The sequence below is a fragment of the Rhizobium rhizogenes NBRC 13257 genome (assembly GCF_000696095.1).
In the GTDB taxonomy this organism is placed as follows: Bacteria; Pseudomonadota; Alphaproteobacteria; order Rhizobiales; family Rhizobiaceae; genus Rhizobium; species Rhizobium rhizogenes.
In genome coordinates this window covers 77,380-92,227 of sequence record NZ_BAYX01000014.1, presented here as the reverse complement: position 1 = coordinate 92,227, position 14,848 = coordinate 77,380, and the positions used below count along the sequence as shown (strand labels likewise).

The window sequence follows — 14,848 nt, the reverse complement described above, 5'->3', positions numbered from 1 at the left end:
AGTTTATGTATCGCTACGACGAATTTGACCACGCCTTTGTCGCGGAACGCGTTGCCCAGTTCCGCGATCAGGTACAGCGGCGCCTTTCGGGGGAACTCGCGGAAGATGCGTTCAAGCCGCTGCGTCTGATGAACGGCGTCTATCTGCAGCTGCATGCCTACATGCTGCGCATCGCCATTCCCTATGGCACGCTGAGCTCGCGCCAGATGCGTATGCTCGCCCATATCGCGCGCACCTATGACCGTGGCTACGGCCATTTCACCACCCGTCAGAACCTGCAGTTCAACTGGCCGAAGCTGTCGGATATGCCGGACGTGCTCGCTGAACTGGCCTCTGTGGAAATGCATGCGATCCAGACGTCGGGCAATTGCATTCGCAACGTCACCGCCGATCATTTCGCCGGTGCTGCGGCTGACGAAGTCGCCGATCCGCGTCCCTATGCTGAAATCCTGCGTCAGTGGTCTTCGGTCCATCCGGAATTCTCCTTCCTGCCGCGCAAGTTCAAGATCGCCGTCACCGGCGCCGAGCGTGACCGCGCCGCGATCCAGGTGCACGATATCGGCCTGCATCTGAAGAAGAACGACAAGGGTGAGATCGGCTTTGCCGTCTACGTCGGCGGCGGGCAGGGGCGTACGCCGATGGTCGCCAAGCTAATCCGCGACTTCCTGCCGGAAGAGGACCTGCTGTCCTACACGACCGCTGTTATGCGCGTGTACAATCTGCATGGCCGCCGCGACAACAAGTACAAGGCCCGCATCAAGATCCTCGTGCACGAAACGGGTGCCGAAGAGCTTGCCCGTCAGGTCGAGGTCGAGTTTGCCAAGCTGAAGGACACGGAGCTGAAGCTCCCCGAGGCTGACGTTCAGGCGATCTCGGCCTATTTCGCTCCGCCGGCACTGCCACAGCGCGCCGAAGGCTGGGAAAGCCTCGCTCGCTGGAAGAAGACCGATCCGGACTTCGCCCGCTGGGTGCAGCAGAACGTGCAGCCGCACAAGAACCCCGATTACGGCATGGTGACGATCTCGCTGAAGCCGATCGGCGGTATTCCGGGCGATGCCTCGGATGCGCAGATGGATGTCGTTGCCGATATCGCCGAGGAATATGCCTTCGACGAAATCCGCGTCAGCCATGAACAGAACCTGATCCTGCCGCATGTGGCGCTCGCCGATCTCGAAGCCGTCTATCGCGGCCTCGTTTCCGCCGGGCTTGAAACCGCCAATGCCGGTCTCATCACGGATATCATTGCCTGTCCCGGGCTCGACTATTGCGCGCTCGCCAATGCCCGCTCGATCCCGCTCGCGCAGGAAATCTCCACGCGTTTCGGCTCGGCTGAGCGTCAGGCGGAGATCGGCGAACTGAAGATCAAGATTTCCGGCTGCATCAATGCTTGCGGACATCACCATGTCGGCCATATCGGCCTGCTCGGCGTCGAGAAGAAGGGTGCGGAACTCTATCAGATCACGCTCGGCGGCTCCGGCGACGAACATACCTCGATCGGTGAAATCATCGGCCGTGGTTTCGAGCCGAACAAGGTGACCGACGCAATCGAGACGATCGTCGACACCTATCTGGGCTTGCGCCTCGATCCCTCCGAAATCTTCCTCGATGCCTATCGGCGTGTTGGGCCGCAGCCCTTCAAGGATGCGCTCTACGGCTCGGCTTCGGCCGAAGCTGCGTAAGGAGATGACCATGACGAAGATTTGGCGCGAGACCGGTTTTGTCGAGAACGATCCCTGGGTTATCGAGACCGAGGAGTTGAAGGCGACCGAAGAGCAGAAGCCGCTGCTGAGCCTAGATGACCTGATCGCCAAGGCTGAGGAAAGCAATGATATCGGCCTCGGCGTGGTGATCAAGCCGGCCGATGATGTGACGAAGCTGCAGCCCTATCTCGATCGGCTGGCCATCGTTGCCGTGGCTTTCCCTGCTTTCAGCGATGGTCGCGCCTTCAGCCATGCCTCGCTGCTGCGTCAGCGGCTCGGCTATGCCAACGAACTGCGCGCGGTCGGCGATGTGCTGATCGACCAGGTTCCGTTGATGCTGCGCGTCGGCATCGACAGTTGCGCGGTCACCAATGAAACGGCGCTGAAGCGACTTTCGGAAAATCGCCTGCCGGGTATTCCGCATTATTATCAGCCGACGGCCCGGCCTGCCGAAGGCGGCGAGACCTATAGCTGGCGCCGCCAGGCGGCCAAGACGGCCTGATTCGGCTCTTTATTCCAGGAATTGCGGCATAGGATTTTCATCGGATTGTCGCATTCCTGGCGATGACTATATATGACCTGCAGGACCGCATAAAACTTGAGTATAATACGCATATTTTATGCTGGTGCTGCAGGATGGAATAGAATGCCTTTAAATCCGCACTATAGTGTAATATCAGCCTCGCCAGACACAGACTGCCAAGACCGACGCCCACACGACGAATACGGGATCTGAGACCGAATGAACGCCCCCGCCAAGACCGAAGAATTTGTTTCCGCTGTACCCGCCGGTGTTTTCGCCGAGAAGGTGCTGAGCGTGACGCATTATACCGACCGGCTCTTTCGTTTTACGATGACCCGGCCGCAAGGCTTCCGTTTCCGCTCGGGCGAGTTCGCAATGATCGGCCTGATGGTCGACGGCAAGCCGCTTTACCGCGCCTATTCGATCGCAAGCCCGGCCTGGGCCGAAGAACTTGAGTTCTTTTCGATCAAGGTACCGGATGGCCCGCTGACCTCCCATCTGCAGAACATCAAGCCGGGCGACGAAGTGCTGATGCGCAAGAAGCCGACGGGCACGCTGGTGCTTGACGCGCTGACGCCGGGCAAGCGGCTCTATATGTTCTCGACCGGCACCGGCATCGCGCCCTTCGCGAGCCTGATCCGCGATCCAGAGACCTATGAGAAGTTCGAGGAAGTGATCCTCACCCACACCACCCGCGATGTTGCCGAGCTGAAATATGGTTTCGATCTCGTGGAGGAAATCCGCAATGACGAGCTTCTGAGCGAGGTCGTCGGCGACAAGCTGCGCCACTATGCGACTGTCACCCGCGAAGACTATCCCTTCACGGGCCGTATCACCGATCTGATGGAAAACGGCAAGCTCTTCACCGATCTCGGTATTCCGGCGCTCGATCCAGAGATCGACCGCGGCATGATCTGCGGTTCCTCGGCGATGCTGAAGGATACCAAGGAGCTGCTGGAGAAGGCTGGTCTCAACGAAGGCGCCAACAGCAAGCCGGCCGAATTCGTGATCGAGCGTGCTTTCGTCGGCTGAGATCTCTCCGATATTGAAATAGGCAACGGCGGCCTCGATAGCGAGGCCGCCTTTTTCATGTGCCGCTCAGATAGTCGATCAGCGTTGCCATTGCCTTGCTGGCATCTTCGGCATTGCCCTGATGAATGGCCCGGATGACGCCGACATGCAGCGCGATCGCCCGGTCCATGCCGTCTGGCGTTGCTGTAGAATACCAGAGCCGGCGCGAGTGGGTCTGCACCGGGCCAAGCGCTGCAGTGATGAAGCCGTTCGGGCAGGCTTCTTCCAGGATTTCATCGAATGTCTTGTCGGCAGCGAAGAAACCGGGCAGGTCGCCCGTGATGGTGCAGTCAGACATTAGGCGGGCGCATTCGACCAGCTGGTCGCGCTGCTGCTGATTGGCGTTGATGGCAACCAGTGAAGCGGCGATCGGCTCCAGTTCGCGCCTGACCTGCATGACATGCATATGGTCGTCCGGTCGGATTTCCGCGATCTGCAGCCCGACGCGTGGCCGCACATGGATAAGCCCCTGCCATGCGAGCTTCTGGATCGCCTCGCGCACCGGCGTGCGGCCATGGCCCGCCAGTTCGATCAGCTGCTTTTCCGTGACGAGCGCACCGGGCTTCAGCACCAGCGTAACGATCAGGTGCTCCAGGGCGAGATAGGCGAGGTGGCTTTGCGAATGATGCATCCCAGCCGATTCCCATGTCCATGCCGATATATCATTTTCTGGCACGCCACATTTGCGATGGCAAGCCGCACTGATATATCAGATTGGAGGGAGGGGTGCTGTCGCGTGCCTCGTGCTGGCTGCTATGCCGGCGGAAGAAGCCGGATAAACACCCGGATTTCCGCCGCGTCATGTCGATCAATGGCCGATGACGGTGGCGAGACTCGGTGGTTTCCGCTTGGCGGCCATCAGCAGATCCAGTTCGGTGGCCGATGGGCCGAACTTGTCGAAGAGACGCTTGGCCTCCTCGTCGTCGAGGCGATATTTCCGCGCGAATTCGGCGATGCTGTAGGGGCGACCGCGCAGTACCTTGCGGCTCGGCGTCTGATTGGCGCTTTCCATCATGCTTCCAAACTCCTCTTTGCTTCTGCTTTGTACCTAGCGCTCTTCGTGAGGTTGAAAAGGGTCTCGGTCGGCGGAGCGCATGTCAGAGCAATAAAAAAGGGAAGGCGGTTGTCCCGTCTTCCCTTCTGTTCCCACTCGGGACGAGCTTTCGCCCGCACGATGTCTATCGCCTGATCAGTCGACCGATGAAGATCAGGATGCAGGCACCGATAAAGCCGGTGATCAGATAGTTGATCAAGGCGTTGAAGGGCAGCGAGAGGCCCACAATCCCGAAAAGCCAACTGGCAACGAGCGCACCTACAATGCCGAGGACGATGTTCATGATTATGCCGGTATCGCTCTTCATGATCATTTCAGCGAACCAGCCGGCAAGGCCACCAATAATAATAGCTGCAATCCAACCGACTTCCATAAGGTCCTCCTGAGACTCGGTGGGTTGTTCACAAATGCTGATATACACCAAAAGCGATTCGTACGGCAAACAATTGCACGCGCGGGATGGCGCGCGGCCATCGCCACCCCCATTATCGACGGTTATTGCTACAATTGGTCCGCGATGCCTGAGCTAATTCATCTATCGACAACATATTTTCCGGCTCTGTGAAGGCTCGGTTTTCAGCCGATCCCGGCGTTTCCGTCGGCAATGCCGACGGATTTTGCGACCTCAACCTGCGGAAAAGCATTTTGCGATGCCGCAACGGCGATTTTATGGGTTGACCGCAATAGGGCGCCTGCATATGTTCCGCGCACTTCCAGCCGGGGTGCCAATCACCCGCGGACGGGGAGAGCGTAGCTCAGCTGGTAGAGCAACTGACTTTTAATCAGTAGGTCTCGGGTTCGAACCCCGACGCTCTCACCACGGTTCCTTTAAATGGCCGGTTTGGTGAAGTTAATCCAAGAGACAATGATCTTTCTGAGCTTGGGGTAACGGCGAAGGAAAGACCTGCGTTATGTCATCAAACGCAAGGGCCGTGTTTACGACGCCGACGCATCGCCTGATCAATTCTTCAGGCTTCCCAGCGCCCCGAACCACGCTTGAGAATGTCGGCCGCATTTCCTGGAACGGCTTTTGCAAGGTTATTCGCGTCTTTACGCTTTTGAGGTCATCAGTTTTGGAACGAAACACTTTGCGACCATTTCCAGCCGCCGTAACGCTGGTGATGAGCGACACCGGCGGATATCGACGTGTCAATACGGCACAGGATGCGACGGAGACGCTATTGGACCATTGGCCGATTAGGGATGGTGAGGCGTACCTGACAGCGATCCAGGCATGTCTCGACGCGATCATGGAACGCGTTCATCCTCAAGCCGCCCGAAACGCCTTTATCAAAGCCGCAGAGGAAGCTGGGGTATCTCTGTTGCAGTGAGGTCAAGCTAAGGCATGGCGGCTGTTTATATTCGAGCTCTTGTTTTGCTTACGGAAACACGGTTGATCGTTCCTGTTAGCTTTTCACCCTGAAGCCATTCCAGACAAACAGGAAGGTTTCATAGGGAAAGAGAAATCGCCCAGGTACAAAGAATATTCTATTTCCGGAGGCGTCGGGCTTATTGAGAAGCTCGTTCAAAATCCCGGGAAGGCAAAATCCAAAAAATATCGAAACGCCATAGAATATTCTCACGTCGAAGAAGGATGGTATGCAAACAATGGCAACCAGAAAACATCTATAGCCATCGATGCCAACATAGTTGAGAACTTTATTCACGGTCTGCTCCAGCTTTCAATCTTGCGGGACGGGCTCGCATAGCGACTTCACTGAAATGGGAGTGCTCGCTAAAGTTTTCATCACTTGTGAAAAAATAATCAAACAAGCTTCAACATATTGGGTGCTGATGGAGAACACCCTCATTATCCAACCAACTTGTCGCCGATCCTGATCATCGTCTCGAACGCCGCAGCCCTATTCCCCACGCCGATGCATTTCGGCCTCCGCCTTGCTCCGCGCTACCCCTCGAAAAGGTGATTGGCCTTCCGCCCCTCGCGACGTTAGTAAGACGGCTGAATGACATAGCCGGAGTCTATCGTGTCGCTTGCCGATATCTCGCTTCTCAGTGCCTTGCTCGCCGGAGCGCTTTCGTTTCTGTCGCCCTGCGTCCTGCCGCTGGTGCCGCCTTATCTCTGTTACATGGCCGGTATTTCCGTCGAGCAGTTTCGAGGCGGCGGAGCGGCCGTGGCGAGTGGGGCGAGCGTTCGCGGCAATGTGCTGTTTTCCGCTCTGTTTTTCACGCTCGGCTTTGCGACCGTCTTCATCGCGCTTGGCGCGGGCGCGTCATCGATCGGCCTTCTGCTGCGCCAGCATCTTGATATTCTTTCCAAGATCGGTGGCCTGATCATCGTTATCATGGGCTTGAATTTCCTTGGCGTTTTCCGGCTTGGCATTCTCGCGCGTGAGGCGCGCTTTCAAGGAAATGGCAAGCCGGCGACGCTGACGGGCGCCTATATTATGGGCCTTGCCTTCGCCTTCGGCTGGACGCCCTGCATCGGCCCGGTGCTCGGAGCGATCCTCGGGGTTGCGGCGTCGCGCGAGACGATCGGCGCCGGCGCCGGGCTGCTTGCCATCTATTCGCTGGGTCTCGCCATTCCCTTCTGGATCGCCGCCGGTTTCTCCGGTGCGTTCATGAGCTTCCTGGTCCGCTTCCGCCGCCATCTCGGCACCGTCGAGAAGGTCATGGGCGGGTTTCTGGTGCTGACTGGCCTCGCCTTCATGTTCGGCTATGTCAGCGATATGGCAATCTGGTTCCAGCAGACCTTTCCAATCCTGATGAAAATCGGCTAAGCCGGACGCCATCGTCCGTTCCTGTTTTCATCGTCAGAGTGGAAAATGCCCGATGGCTGACCCCGATGACTGACATTGTCGGTCTGTTGCTGCCGTTCTTCGGCCTGATCCTGATCGGTTACATTGCCGCACGTATCACGAAACAGCCCGCCGAGGCACTCGGCTGGCTCAATACCTTCATCATCTATGCCGCGCTGCCGGCGCTATTTTTCAAGCTCGTCTCGCAGACGCCGATCGAGCAGTTGACTCGCGTCGACTTCATCGTCGCCGACATCGCCGCGACCTATTCGATCTTCCTGCTGGTGTTCCTGGTTGGACGCGTCCTGCGCCGCAATTCGCTGGCCGACAGCACGATCCAGGCCTTTGCCGGTGCTTATGGCAATATCGGCTACATGGGGCCGGGTCTGGCATTGCTGGCGCTGGGCGAAAAAGCCGCCGTTCCCGTGGCGCTGATCGTCTGCTTCGAAAATGCGCTGCATTTCATCGTCGCTCCGGCGCTGATGGCCATCGAGGGCGGCGACAAGCGTTCGCCCGGCCGGGTTGCCGCCGATATCGCCCGGAAAGTGCTGTTGCACCCCTTCATTCTGTCGACCGCTTTTGGTTTTGCCGCGGCTGCCTTTTCGGTCCACCAGCCGGTCGCCTTCCAGCGTTTTGTTGATTATCTCGCCCAGGCTGCCGCCCCTTGCGCGCTGTTCGCCATGGGCGTGACGCTCGCTCTTCGGCCGCTGAAGCGAATTCCCGTCGAGATCGGCTATATCGTGCCGGCAAAGCTCATCCTGCATCCGCTGATGGTCTATCTCGTGCTGCAGATGGTCGGGGGCTTCGATCCGATCTGGATCGAATCGGCGGTGCTGCTTGCTGCCTTGCCAACGGCGACGAATGTTTTCGTCATCGGTCAGCAATATGGCGTCTGGCAGGAGCGGGCGTCCGCCACCATCCTGATCACCACGGCATGCTCCGTGGTGACGGTGTCGCTGCTGCTCTACCTGATCAAGTCCGGCACCTTACCGGCTCAGCTTTTCCCGTAACATCGAGGTAAAGCCGCGCAGGCTGCCACCGGGCTCTATGCCCTCGCGCATGACGACGTTGCGCAGTGGCGGGATGGCGGAGAGGACGTGCAGGCCTGCGGCCCGCAGCATCTGCACCGGCAGGAAGTCCGACAGGAGCGAGCGGTTCAGCAGGTCGACGCTTGTCGTCCGGCTGATGATATCCGTGCGTCGCTTGCGGTCGAAAGTGTCCCCGGCGGAGGCCGCAATAGGCTGATCGGCGCTGCCGCAAAGAATATCGGTCAGAGCGATGATGTCACGCAGGCTGAGGTTCAGGCCCTGCGCACCGATCGGCGGGAAAACATGGGCGGATTCGCCGATCAGCGCGGCACGACCCTTGCCGAAGCGGTGGGCCGTCATGCCGGAGAGCGGCCAGACCTGCACATTGTCCTCGACATCGACCTTGCCGAGCATCGATTGCATGCGCTCCTCGATCAACCGGCCGAGGTCTTCCAGCGATTTCTCCGCATTGGCGGCGGCTTCCTCAGGCTTTTGCACCCAGACGAGACTGGAGCGGTTACCGGGCAGGGGAACCTGGGTGAACGGTCCGCTCTCAGTGTGGAACTCCGTCGATATGTTCTGATGCGGCAGGGAATGCGCAAAGTTCAGCACCATGGCCGATTGCTGATAGGACCAGCTCTTGACCTTGATCCCGAGCGTGTCTCGCACCATCGAATTGCGCCCATCCGCGCCGACCACGAAAGCCGCTTCGACCGTGTCGCCATCTTCGAGCGTGATCGTGACGCTATCGTCGCGGATGGCGACCTCGGAAGCGGTGGTCTCGATGAGGGTGATATTCCCCTCGGCCTTGACGGCTTCACTAAGAGTGCCGAGCAGCACGGCGTTCGGGATATTATAGCCGAAGGCGTCGAGGCCGATTTCCGAGGCGCGGAAGGAGACGGTCGGCGCGCGCAGCAGGCGGGTCGTGCCGTCGATGATCTGCATCGTCGTCAATGCGGCGGTCGAAGGCGCGATCGACCCCCACAGTGCCAGCCGCTCCAGGAAGCGAATCGATTGGTCCATCAGTGCCGTGGTCCGGCGGTCCGTCTTCGTGTAGGGCGCGGCCACCAGGGCGACGGGTCTTCCGCCGCGCGCCAGCGCGACCGCCGCCACCATCCCTGCCAGACCACCGCCGATGACGGCCACTTCAACCTGCTTCATATCGATGCCTCAATTGTCTTCGCTCTGAAAATAAGCACTTAGCCTGTTGAAATCCATGGGATGAAACATCGCAGTGGGTGAAAATGACGGGTACACGCTATAGCGTGCACTGGAAATGGAGCTTTTGCGCTGGCGGTGCCGGGCAAACGATGCATATTAGCGAGAAAAATCGCCTGCCGGGGCAGGTGAATAAACAGGCGAGCAGTGGGGCGGATGAAAGTCTTCAATTACAAGCGGGTGCCTTATGCGGAGATTCGTGCCTTCTCCGTGCACATATTGACGGCATCCGGCTCTTTCCTCGCCTTTCTCGGCGTTGTCGCCGCGGCGGAGCATCGCTTTGTCGATATGTTCTGGTGGCTCGGCCTTGCGCTGCTCGTCGACGGTATCGACGGGCCGATCGCCCGTAAGGTCCGCGTCAAGGAAGTGCTGCCCAATTGGTCCGGCGACACGCTCGACAATATCATCGACTATGTGACCTACGTGCTGCTGCCGGCCTTCGCGCTCTACGAAAGCGGTATGATCGGCGAGCCCTGGTCCTTCGTTGCCGCCGGCATGATCGTCGTTTCCAGCGCCATCTATTACGCCGATACCGGCATGAAGACGGATGAATATTTCTTCTCCGGCTTTCCCGTCGTCTGGAACATGGTGGTCTTCACGTTGTTCGTCATCGGCGCCAATGCGACGACCGCAATGATTGTCGTCGGCGTCTCCGTCGTCCTGACGTTTCTGCCGATCAATTTCCTGCATCCGGTGCGCGTCAAGCGGCTGCGGCCGCTCAATCTCGGCATCTTCCTGTTCTGGTCCGCGCTCGGTGTCTATTCGCTGCTGATGCACTTCGTCATGCCGCACTGGGCAGTCGTCCTGTTTGTCCTCAGCGGCATCTATCTTTATTGCATCGGCGGTGTGTTGCAGCTTTTCCCATCCCTCGGGCGTCAATAGGATTTGCGCGTCATGAAGAAGACCCAGGCCATTCGCATCCATCAAAACGGCGGTCCTGAAGTCATGAAGCTGGAAGAGGTGGACCTGCCGCCGCCGGGCGTCGGCGAGGTGCAGATCCGCCATGCCGCGATCGGGTTGAACTTCATCGACGTCTATTTCCGCTCAGGCCTCTACAAGGCGCCGTATTTCCCGCTGCCGCTGGGCAAGGAAGCGGCCGGCACGATCACCGCCATTGGCTCCGGGGTGACCGACTTTGCCGTTGGCGATCGCGTTGCCTATGTCGGCAGTGACGGTGCCTACAGCGTCGAGCGCAATATCGAGACCCGTCATCTCGTCAAGGTTCCGGACGATATTCCGCTCGAGACCGCCGGCGTGATGATGCTGAAGGGGATGACGGTGGAGTATTTGCTCAACCGCACCTTCAAAGTCGGGCCGGGAACCGTGTTGCTGTTCCATGCGGCGGCCGGCGGCGTTGGACTGATTGCCGGACAATGGGCGAAATCCCTCGGCGCCACCGTGATCGGAACGGCCGGCTCGCCGGAGAAGGTCAAGCTGGCGCTGGAGCATGACTATGACCATGTCATCGACTACAGCCGTGAAAACTTCGCCGACCGCGTCAAGGAGATCACCGGCGGCAAGGGCGTCGATGTCGTCTATGACTCGGTTGGCCGGGATACGTTTCCACAGTCTCTCGATTGTCTGAAGCCGCGTGGCCTGTGGGTAACCTTCGGTCAGTCCTCCGGTCCGATAGAGAATTTTAACCTTGCCATCCTCAATCAGAAGGGCTCGCTTTTCGCCACAAGGCCAAGTCTTTTCGCCTATGTCGGCACCCCTGAGGAGTTAAGAGCCAGTGCGGAAGCATTATTTGCTGTTGTGCAAAGCAGCAAAGTGCGTATCAATATCAGCCAGACCTATCCGCTGAGCGATGCAGGGCGCGCGCACTCGGATCTGGAATCAAGAAAAACGAGTGGAACTACGCTGCTGATCCCATAGATCCAAAAGGGCGGATTGTTGGGAAAGAAATGAGGGGAACGTGTCGTCATCCGATATGCCGGCAGCCGGTGCGTTATTGTCGGTTCGAAAACTGACGAAGCTGTTCGGTAGCTTTGCTGCCTGTAATGAAATTGATCTGGAAATCCAACCGGGCGAGATCCACGCTCTGCTCGGTGAAAACGGCGCAGGCAAATCCACTCTCGTGAAGATGCTGTTCGGCGTTCTGGAGCCGACTGCTGGCGAGATCGCCTGGCAGGGGAAGCCCGTATCCATCGCTTCGCCGGGCGCTGCGCGCAAGCTCGGCATCGGTATGGTGTTCCAGCATTTCTCGTTGTTCGAGGCGCTGACGGTTGCCGAGAATATCGCTCTTTCCCTTGATGACAGCGTTCCGATCGGAAAGATCGTCGAGGAGGCTGCCAGCTTGTCGCGCGCCTATGGCCTGCCGCTCGATCCGCACGCGCATGTCGCCGATCTCTCCGTTGGCGAGCGCCAGCGGATCGAGATCGTGCGCGCGCTGTTGCAGAACCCGAAGCTGATCATTCTCGACGAGCCGACCTCGGTGCTGACGCCGCAGGAAGCCGACCGCATGTTCGAGACGTTGTTCCAGCTCAGGGATGAAGGCCGCTCGGTTCTCTATATAAGCCATCGCCTGGAGGAGGTGCAGCGCATCTGTTCGCGCGCGACCGTGCTTCGCCATGGAAAGGTGACCGGCGCCTGCGACCCGCGGCAGGAAACGACCGGCTCGCTCGCGCGGATGATGGTCGGCAGCGATGTTGCCAGCGTTCAGCATGAAGGGCTTGGCAAGAAAGGCGACATCCAATTGGAGGTCGCCGGCCTTACCGTTCCCGCGCGCACGCCGTTTGCCATCTCGCTGAAGGATATTTCGCTTCGTGTCCGCGCCGGTGAAATTCTGGCGATTGCAGGTGTGGCCGGCAACGGGCAGGGGGAGCTGTTCGACGTCATCTCCGGCGAGCATACCGTAATCTCGGACGATTTGATCCATGTGCGCGGCCAGGCGGTCGGCACCAAGGGCATCAATGCGCGCCGCTTGCTCGGCGCCGGTTTCGTGCCGGAAGAGCGCCAGGGCCATGCGGCGGTGACGGGCCTGAAATTGTCGGACAATCTCGTGCTTGCCCGCGCTCAATCGGATCGCAAGGCTTTTCTCGGCGGCGGTTTCCTGAAGGTGATCCGCCATGGCGCGATCAAACAGGCAGCCAAGCGGATTTGCGAGGCTATGGATGTTCGCAAGAGCGGCGAGGATCCGGCCGCCGGGGCGCTTTCGGGCGGCAACCTGCAGAAATTCATCGTCGGCCGCGAGCTGGATCGCCAACCGACCGTGCTGGTCGTCAATCAGCCGACATGGGGCGTCGATGCGGGTGCAGCAAGCCGCATCCGTCAGGCGCTGGTGGATCTCGCTCGAAGCGGCTCGGCCGTGCTCGTCATCAGCCAGGATCTTGACGAAATCTTCGAAGTGGCGACCGATATCGCCGTAATTTCCGAAGGCCGGCTGTCGCCTGCCTATCCGGCAAACGAGCTGACGCGGGAGAAGATTGGTCTGCTGATGGGCGGCCTGCACGAATCCAAGACCCATTCGGAGCCAGCGCATGCGAATTGAACTCGAAAAGCGCCCGCAGGCATCGAAGCTTTATGGCTTTGTGTCGCCGCTGCTCGCGCTGGTTTTGATGCTGATTGCCGGCGGTATCATGTTCTGGATGCTCGGCAAGGATCCGCTGGATTCGCTCGAGGCCTTGCTCATCGAGCCGCTGTTCGATCCCTGGTCGCTGAACGAGCTGGCGAAGAAGGCGGGGCCGCTGATCCTCATCGCCGTGGGCCTGTCGGTCTGTTATCGCTCCAACAACTGGAATATCGGCGCGGAAGGCCAATATAGCGTCGGCGCCATATTCGGCTCCATCATTCCCGTCTATTTCTATGATTGGCATTCGCCGCTGTTGCTGCCGTTGATCATGATCTGTGGCGCTATCGGCGGCGCGCTCTATGCCGCCATTCCGGCTCTTTTGAAGACGCATTTCAACACCAACGAAATCCTGACCAGCCTGATGCTGACTTACGTCGCCCAACTCTTCCTAGACTGGTTGACGCGCGGACCTTGGCGCAACCCGGATGGCCATGGCTTTTACGGAACGCGCGACTTCGTCCCGGAAGGCGTGCTGCCGCCGATCTGGGATGACACCATCACCGCGCATTGGGGCTTCGTCTTTGCGATCGTCGCGGCCATCCTTCTCTGGTTCATGATGCGCTTCACGCTGAAGGGCTTCGAGGTGGTCGTGCTCGGGCAATCGGAGCGGGCAGGGCGTTTCGCCGGATTCTCGCCGAAGAAGATGGTCTGGTTCGCATTCCTGTTGTCAGGCGCGCTTGCCGGTCTCGCCGGCATTTCCGAGGTTTCCGGCACCATCGGCCACCTGCAGCCGTCGATCTCGCCGGGCTATGGCTTTACAGCGATCATCGTCGCCTATCTCGGCCGGCTCAATCCGCTTGGCCTCATCGCCTCCGGCCTCGTGCTGGCGCTGACCTATATCGGCGGCGAGGGTGCGCAGTTGACCATCGGCGTTTCCGACAAGGTGACCAGCGTCTTCCAGGGCTTCCTGTTGTTCTTCGTCTTATCCTGCGACGCGCTGATCTATTACAAGATCCGCTTCGTCCGGTCGCGGGCGCACGTCAAGACCGGAGGTGCGGCATGACCTTTTTCGAAGCCGTCCTGCTAACGATCGTTACCGCGGCAACGCCTCTGGTCATCGCCGCTATCGGCGAGCTGGTGACCGAGCGGGCGGGCGTGCTCAATCTCGGCGTCGAAGGCATGATGATCATGGGATCGGTCGGGGCTTTCGTTGCCGCCCAGATCACCGGCAACCCCTATCTGGGCCTCGTTGCCGGCGTGGTCTCAGGCGCGCTGTTCTCGCTGCTTTTCGCCTTCTTGACCTTGACACTGGTCAGCAATCAGGTGGCGACCGGCCTGGCGTTGACGATCCTCGGGCTCGGTGTATCCGGCATGATCGGCGAAGGTTATGTCGGCGTGCCGGGCATCCGCCTGCTGCCGATCGAAATCCCGGTCCTGTCGCAGATACCCTATATCGGCACCGTGCTGTTCAAGCAGGATATCGTCTTCTATCTGTCGATCGTCCTGGTGATTGCGGTCAACTGGTTCCTGTTCCGCAGCCGCGCCGGCCTCAAGCTTCGCTCCATCGGCGACAATCACGCCTCGGCGCATGCGCTTGGCATCAATGTCATCCGCACGCGCTATCTCGCCGTCATGTTCGGCGGCGCCTGCGCGGGGCTTGCCGGCGCTCAGCTATCGCTGATCTATACGCCGCAATGGACGGAAAGCATGTCCGGCGGCCGCGGCTGGATCGCGCTTGCCTTGGTCGTCTTCGCGTCCTGGCGCCCATGGCGTATTCTCATCGGCGGCTATCTCTTCGGCGCCGTGACGATCCTGCAACTGCACGCACAGGCATTCGGCATCGGCGTGCCGTCACAATTTCTCTCGATGCTGCCGTATCTTTCCACGGTTGTCGTCCTGGTTATTATCTCTCAAAATCGGCGTGCGACGTTGATCAACACGCCAGCATCGCTCGGCAAGTCTTTCGTGCCGGATCGATGAACAATCA

Annotated in this window: 15 protein-coding genes and 1 tRNA gene; 12 read left to right on the top strand and 4 right to left on the bottom strand. The window is 59.3% G+C overall.

All coding sequences use genetic code 11. The features are described from left to right. Nucleotides 1-5: 5 nt before the first annotated feature. From RRH01S_RS26970 to RRH01S_RS26960, 3 genes are all read left to right on the top strand, one after another. On the top strand, nucleotides 6-1,679 hold the full coding sequence (locus RRH01S_RS26970) for a nitrite/sulfite reductase (RefSeq protein ID WP_012651385.1): 1,674 nt from the start codon (nucleotides 6-8) through the stop codon (nucleotides 1,677-1,679). A gap of 10 nt (nucleotides 1,680-1,689) precedes the next feature. Then, a complete protein-coding gene (locus RRH01S_RS26965) occupies nucleotides 1,690-2,202 on the top strand; it encodes a DUF934 domain-containing protein (RefSeq protein WP_012651386.1) in 513 nt (170 codons plus the stop codon). Nucleotides 2,203-2,442: 240 nt separating this feature from the next. Further along, entirely contained in the window at nucleotides 2,443-3,255 is an 813-nt protein-coding gene (locus tag RRH01S_RS26960; protein ID WP_007693490.1) for a ferredoxin--NADP reductase, read from the top strand. Between the two features lie 55 nt (nucleotides 3,256-3,310). On the opposite strand, the gene RRH01S_RS26955 is transcribed toward RRH01S_RS26960, so the two are convergent. From RRH01S_RS26955 to RRH01S_RS26945, 3 genes are all read right to left on the bottom strand, one after another. Next, entirely contained in the window at nucleotides 3,311-3,925 is a 615-nt protein-coding gene (locus RRH01S_RS26955) for a GntR family transcriptional regulator (RefSeq protein WP_007693491.1), read from the bottom strand. A 177-nt stretch (nucleotides 3,926-4,102) separates the two neighbouring features. After that, nucleotides 4,103-4,309 carry a hypothetical protein gene (locus tag RRH01S_RS26950; protein ID WP_007693492.1) on the bottom strand — a complete coding sequence of 69 codons (207 nt, stop codon included), beginning with the start codon at nucleotides 4,307-4,309 and terminating at the stop codon, nucleotides 4,103-4,105. Between the two features lie 163 nt (nucleotides 4,310-4,472). After that, nucleotides 4,473-4,721, bottom strand: coding sequence for a GlsB/YeaQ/YmgE family stress response membrane protein (locus tag RRH01S_RS26945; RefSeq protein ID WP_007693493.1), 249 nt, complete (start codon nucleotides 4,719-4,721; stop codon nucleotides 4,473-4,475). A 371-nt stretch (nucleotides 4,722-5,092) separates the two neighbouring features. Between RRH01S_RS26945 and RRH01S_RS26940 the strand changes: the two genes are divergently transcribed. From RRH01S_RS26940 to RRH01S_RS26920, 4 genes are all read left to right on the top strand, one after another. Further along, nucleotides 5,093-5,168 (top strand) — tRNA-Lys (locus RRH01S_RS26940). A 112-nt stretch (nucleotides 5,169-5,280) separates the two neighbouring features. Continuing rightward, a complete protein-coding gene (locus RRH01S_RS34930; RefSeq protein WP_234711753.1) occupies nucleotides 5,281-5,679 on the top strand; it encodes a DUF982 domain-containing protein in 399 nt (132 codons plus the stop codon). A 654-nt stretch (nucleotides 5,680-6,333) separates the two neighbouring features. Beyond that, entirely contained in the window at nucleotides 6,334-7,086 is a 753-nt protein-coding gene (locus tag RRH01S_RS26925) for a cytochrome c biogenesis CcdA family protein (protein WP_012651435.1), read from the top strand. 65 nt (nucleotides 7,087-7,151) lie between these two features. After that, nucleotides 7,152-8,114, top strand: a complete 963-nt coding sequence (locus tag RRH01S_RS26920; protein ID WP_012651436.1) for an AEC family transporter — start codon at nucleotides 7,152-7,154, stop codon at nucleotides 8,112-8,114. Here the strand turns inward: RRH01S_RS26920 and RRH01S_RS26915 are convergent. Next, nucleotides 8,091-9,293: a UbiH/UbiF family hydroxylase gene (locus RRH01S_RS26915; protein ID WP_012651437.1), complete on the bottom strand. Its 1,203-nt coding sequence runs from the start codon at nucleotides 9,291-9,293 to the stop codon at nucleotides 8,091-8,093. The genes RRH01S_RS26920 and RRH01S_RS26915 overlap by 24 nt on opposite strands. A 213-nt stretch (nucleotides 9,294-9,506) precedes the next feature. Between RRH01S_RS26915 and pcsA the strand changes: the two genes are divergently transcribed. The 5 genes from pcsA to RRH01S_RS26890 are packed head-to-tail and all read left to right on the top strand — an operon-like array spanning nucleotide 9,507 to nucleotide 14,841. Continuing rightward, nucleotides 9,507-10,232 carry a phosphatidylcholine synthase gene (gene pcsA, locus RRH01S_RS26910; protein ID WP_012651438.1) on the top strand — a complete coding sequence of 242 codons (726 nt, stop codon included), beginning with the start codon at nucleotides 9,507-9,509 and terminating at the stop codon, nucleotides 10,230-10,232. Between the two features lie 12 nt (nucleotides 10,233-10,244). After that, nucleotides 10,245-11,225, top strand: a complete 981-nt coding sequence (locus tag RRH01S_RS26905; RefSeq protein ID WP_034518273.1) for a quinone oxidoreductase family protein — start codon at nucleotides 10,245-10,247, stop codon at nucleotides 11,223-11,225. Nucleotides 11,226-11,280: 55 nt separating this feature from the next. Beyond that, nucleotides 11,281-12,840 (top strand): ABC transporter ATP-binding protein, encoded by a 1,560-nt coding sequence (locus RRH01S_RS26900; protein ID WP_153510320.1) that lies wholly within the window; start codon nucleotides 11,281-11,283, stop codon nucleotides 12,838-12,840. After that, a complete protein-coding gene (locus RRH01S_RS26895; protein WP_012651441.1) occupies nucleotides 12,830-13,924 on the top strand; it encodes an ABC transporter permease in 1,095 nt (364 codons plus the stop codon). The genes RRH01S_RS26900 and RRH01S_RS26895 overlap by 11 nt, the downstream gene beginning before the upstream one ends. Next, a complete protein-coding gene (locus RRH01S_RS26890) occupies nucleotides 13,921-14,841 on the top strand; it encodes an ABC transporter permease (RefSeq protein WP_007693506.1) in 921 nt (306 codons plus the stop codon). Before RRH01S_RS26895 ends, RRH01S_RS26890 begins: the two co-directional genes overlap by 4 nt. Nucleotides 14,842-14,848: the final 7 nt, after the last annotated feature.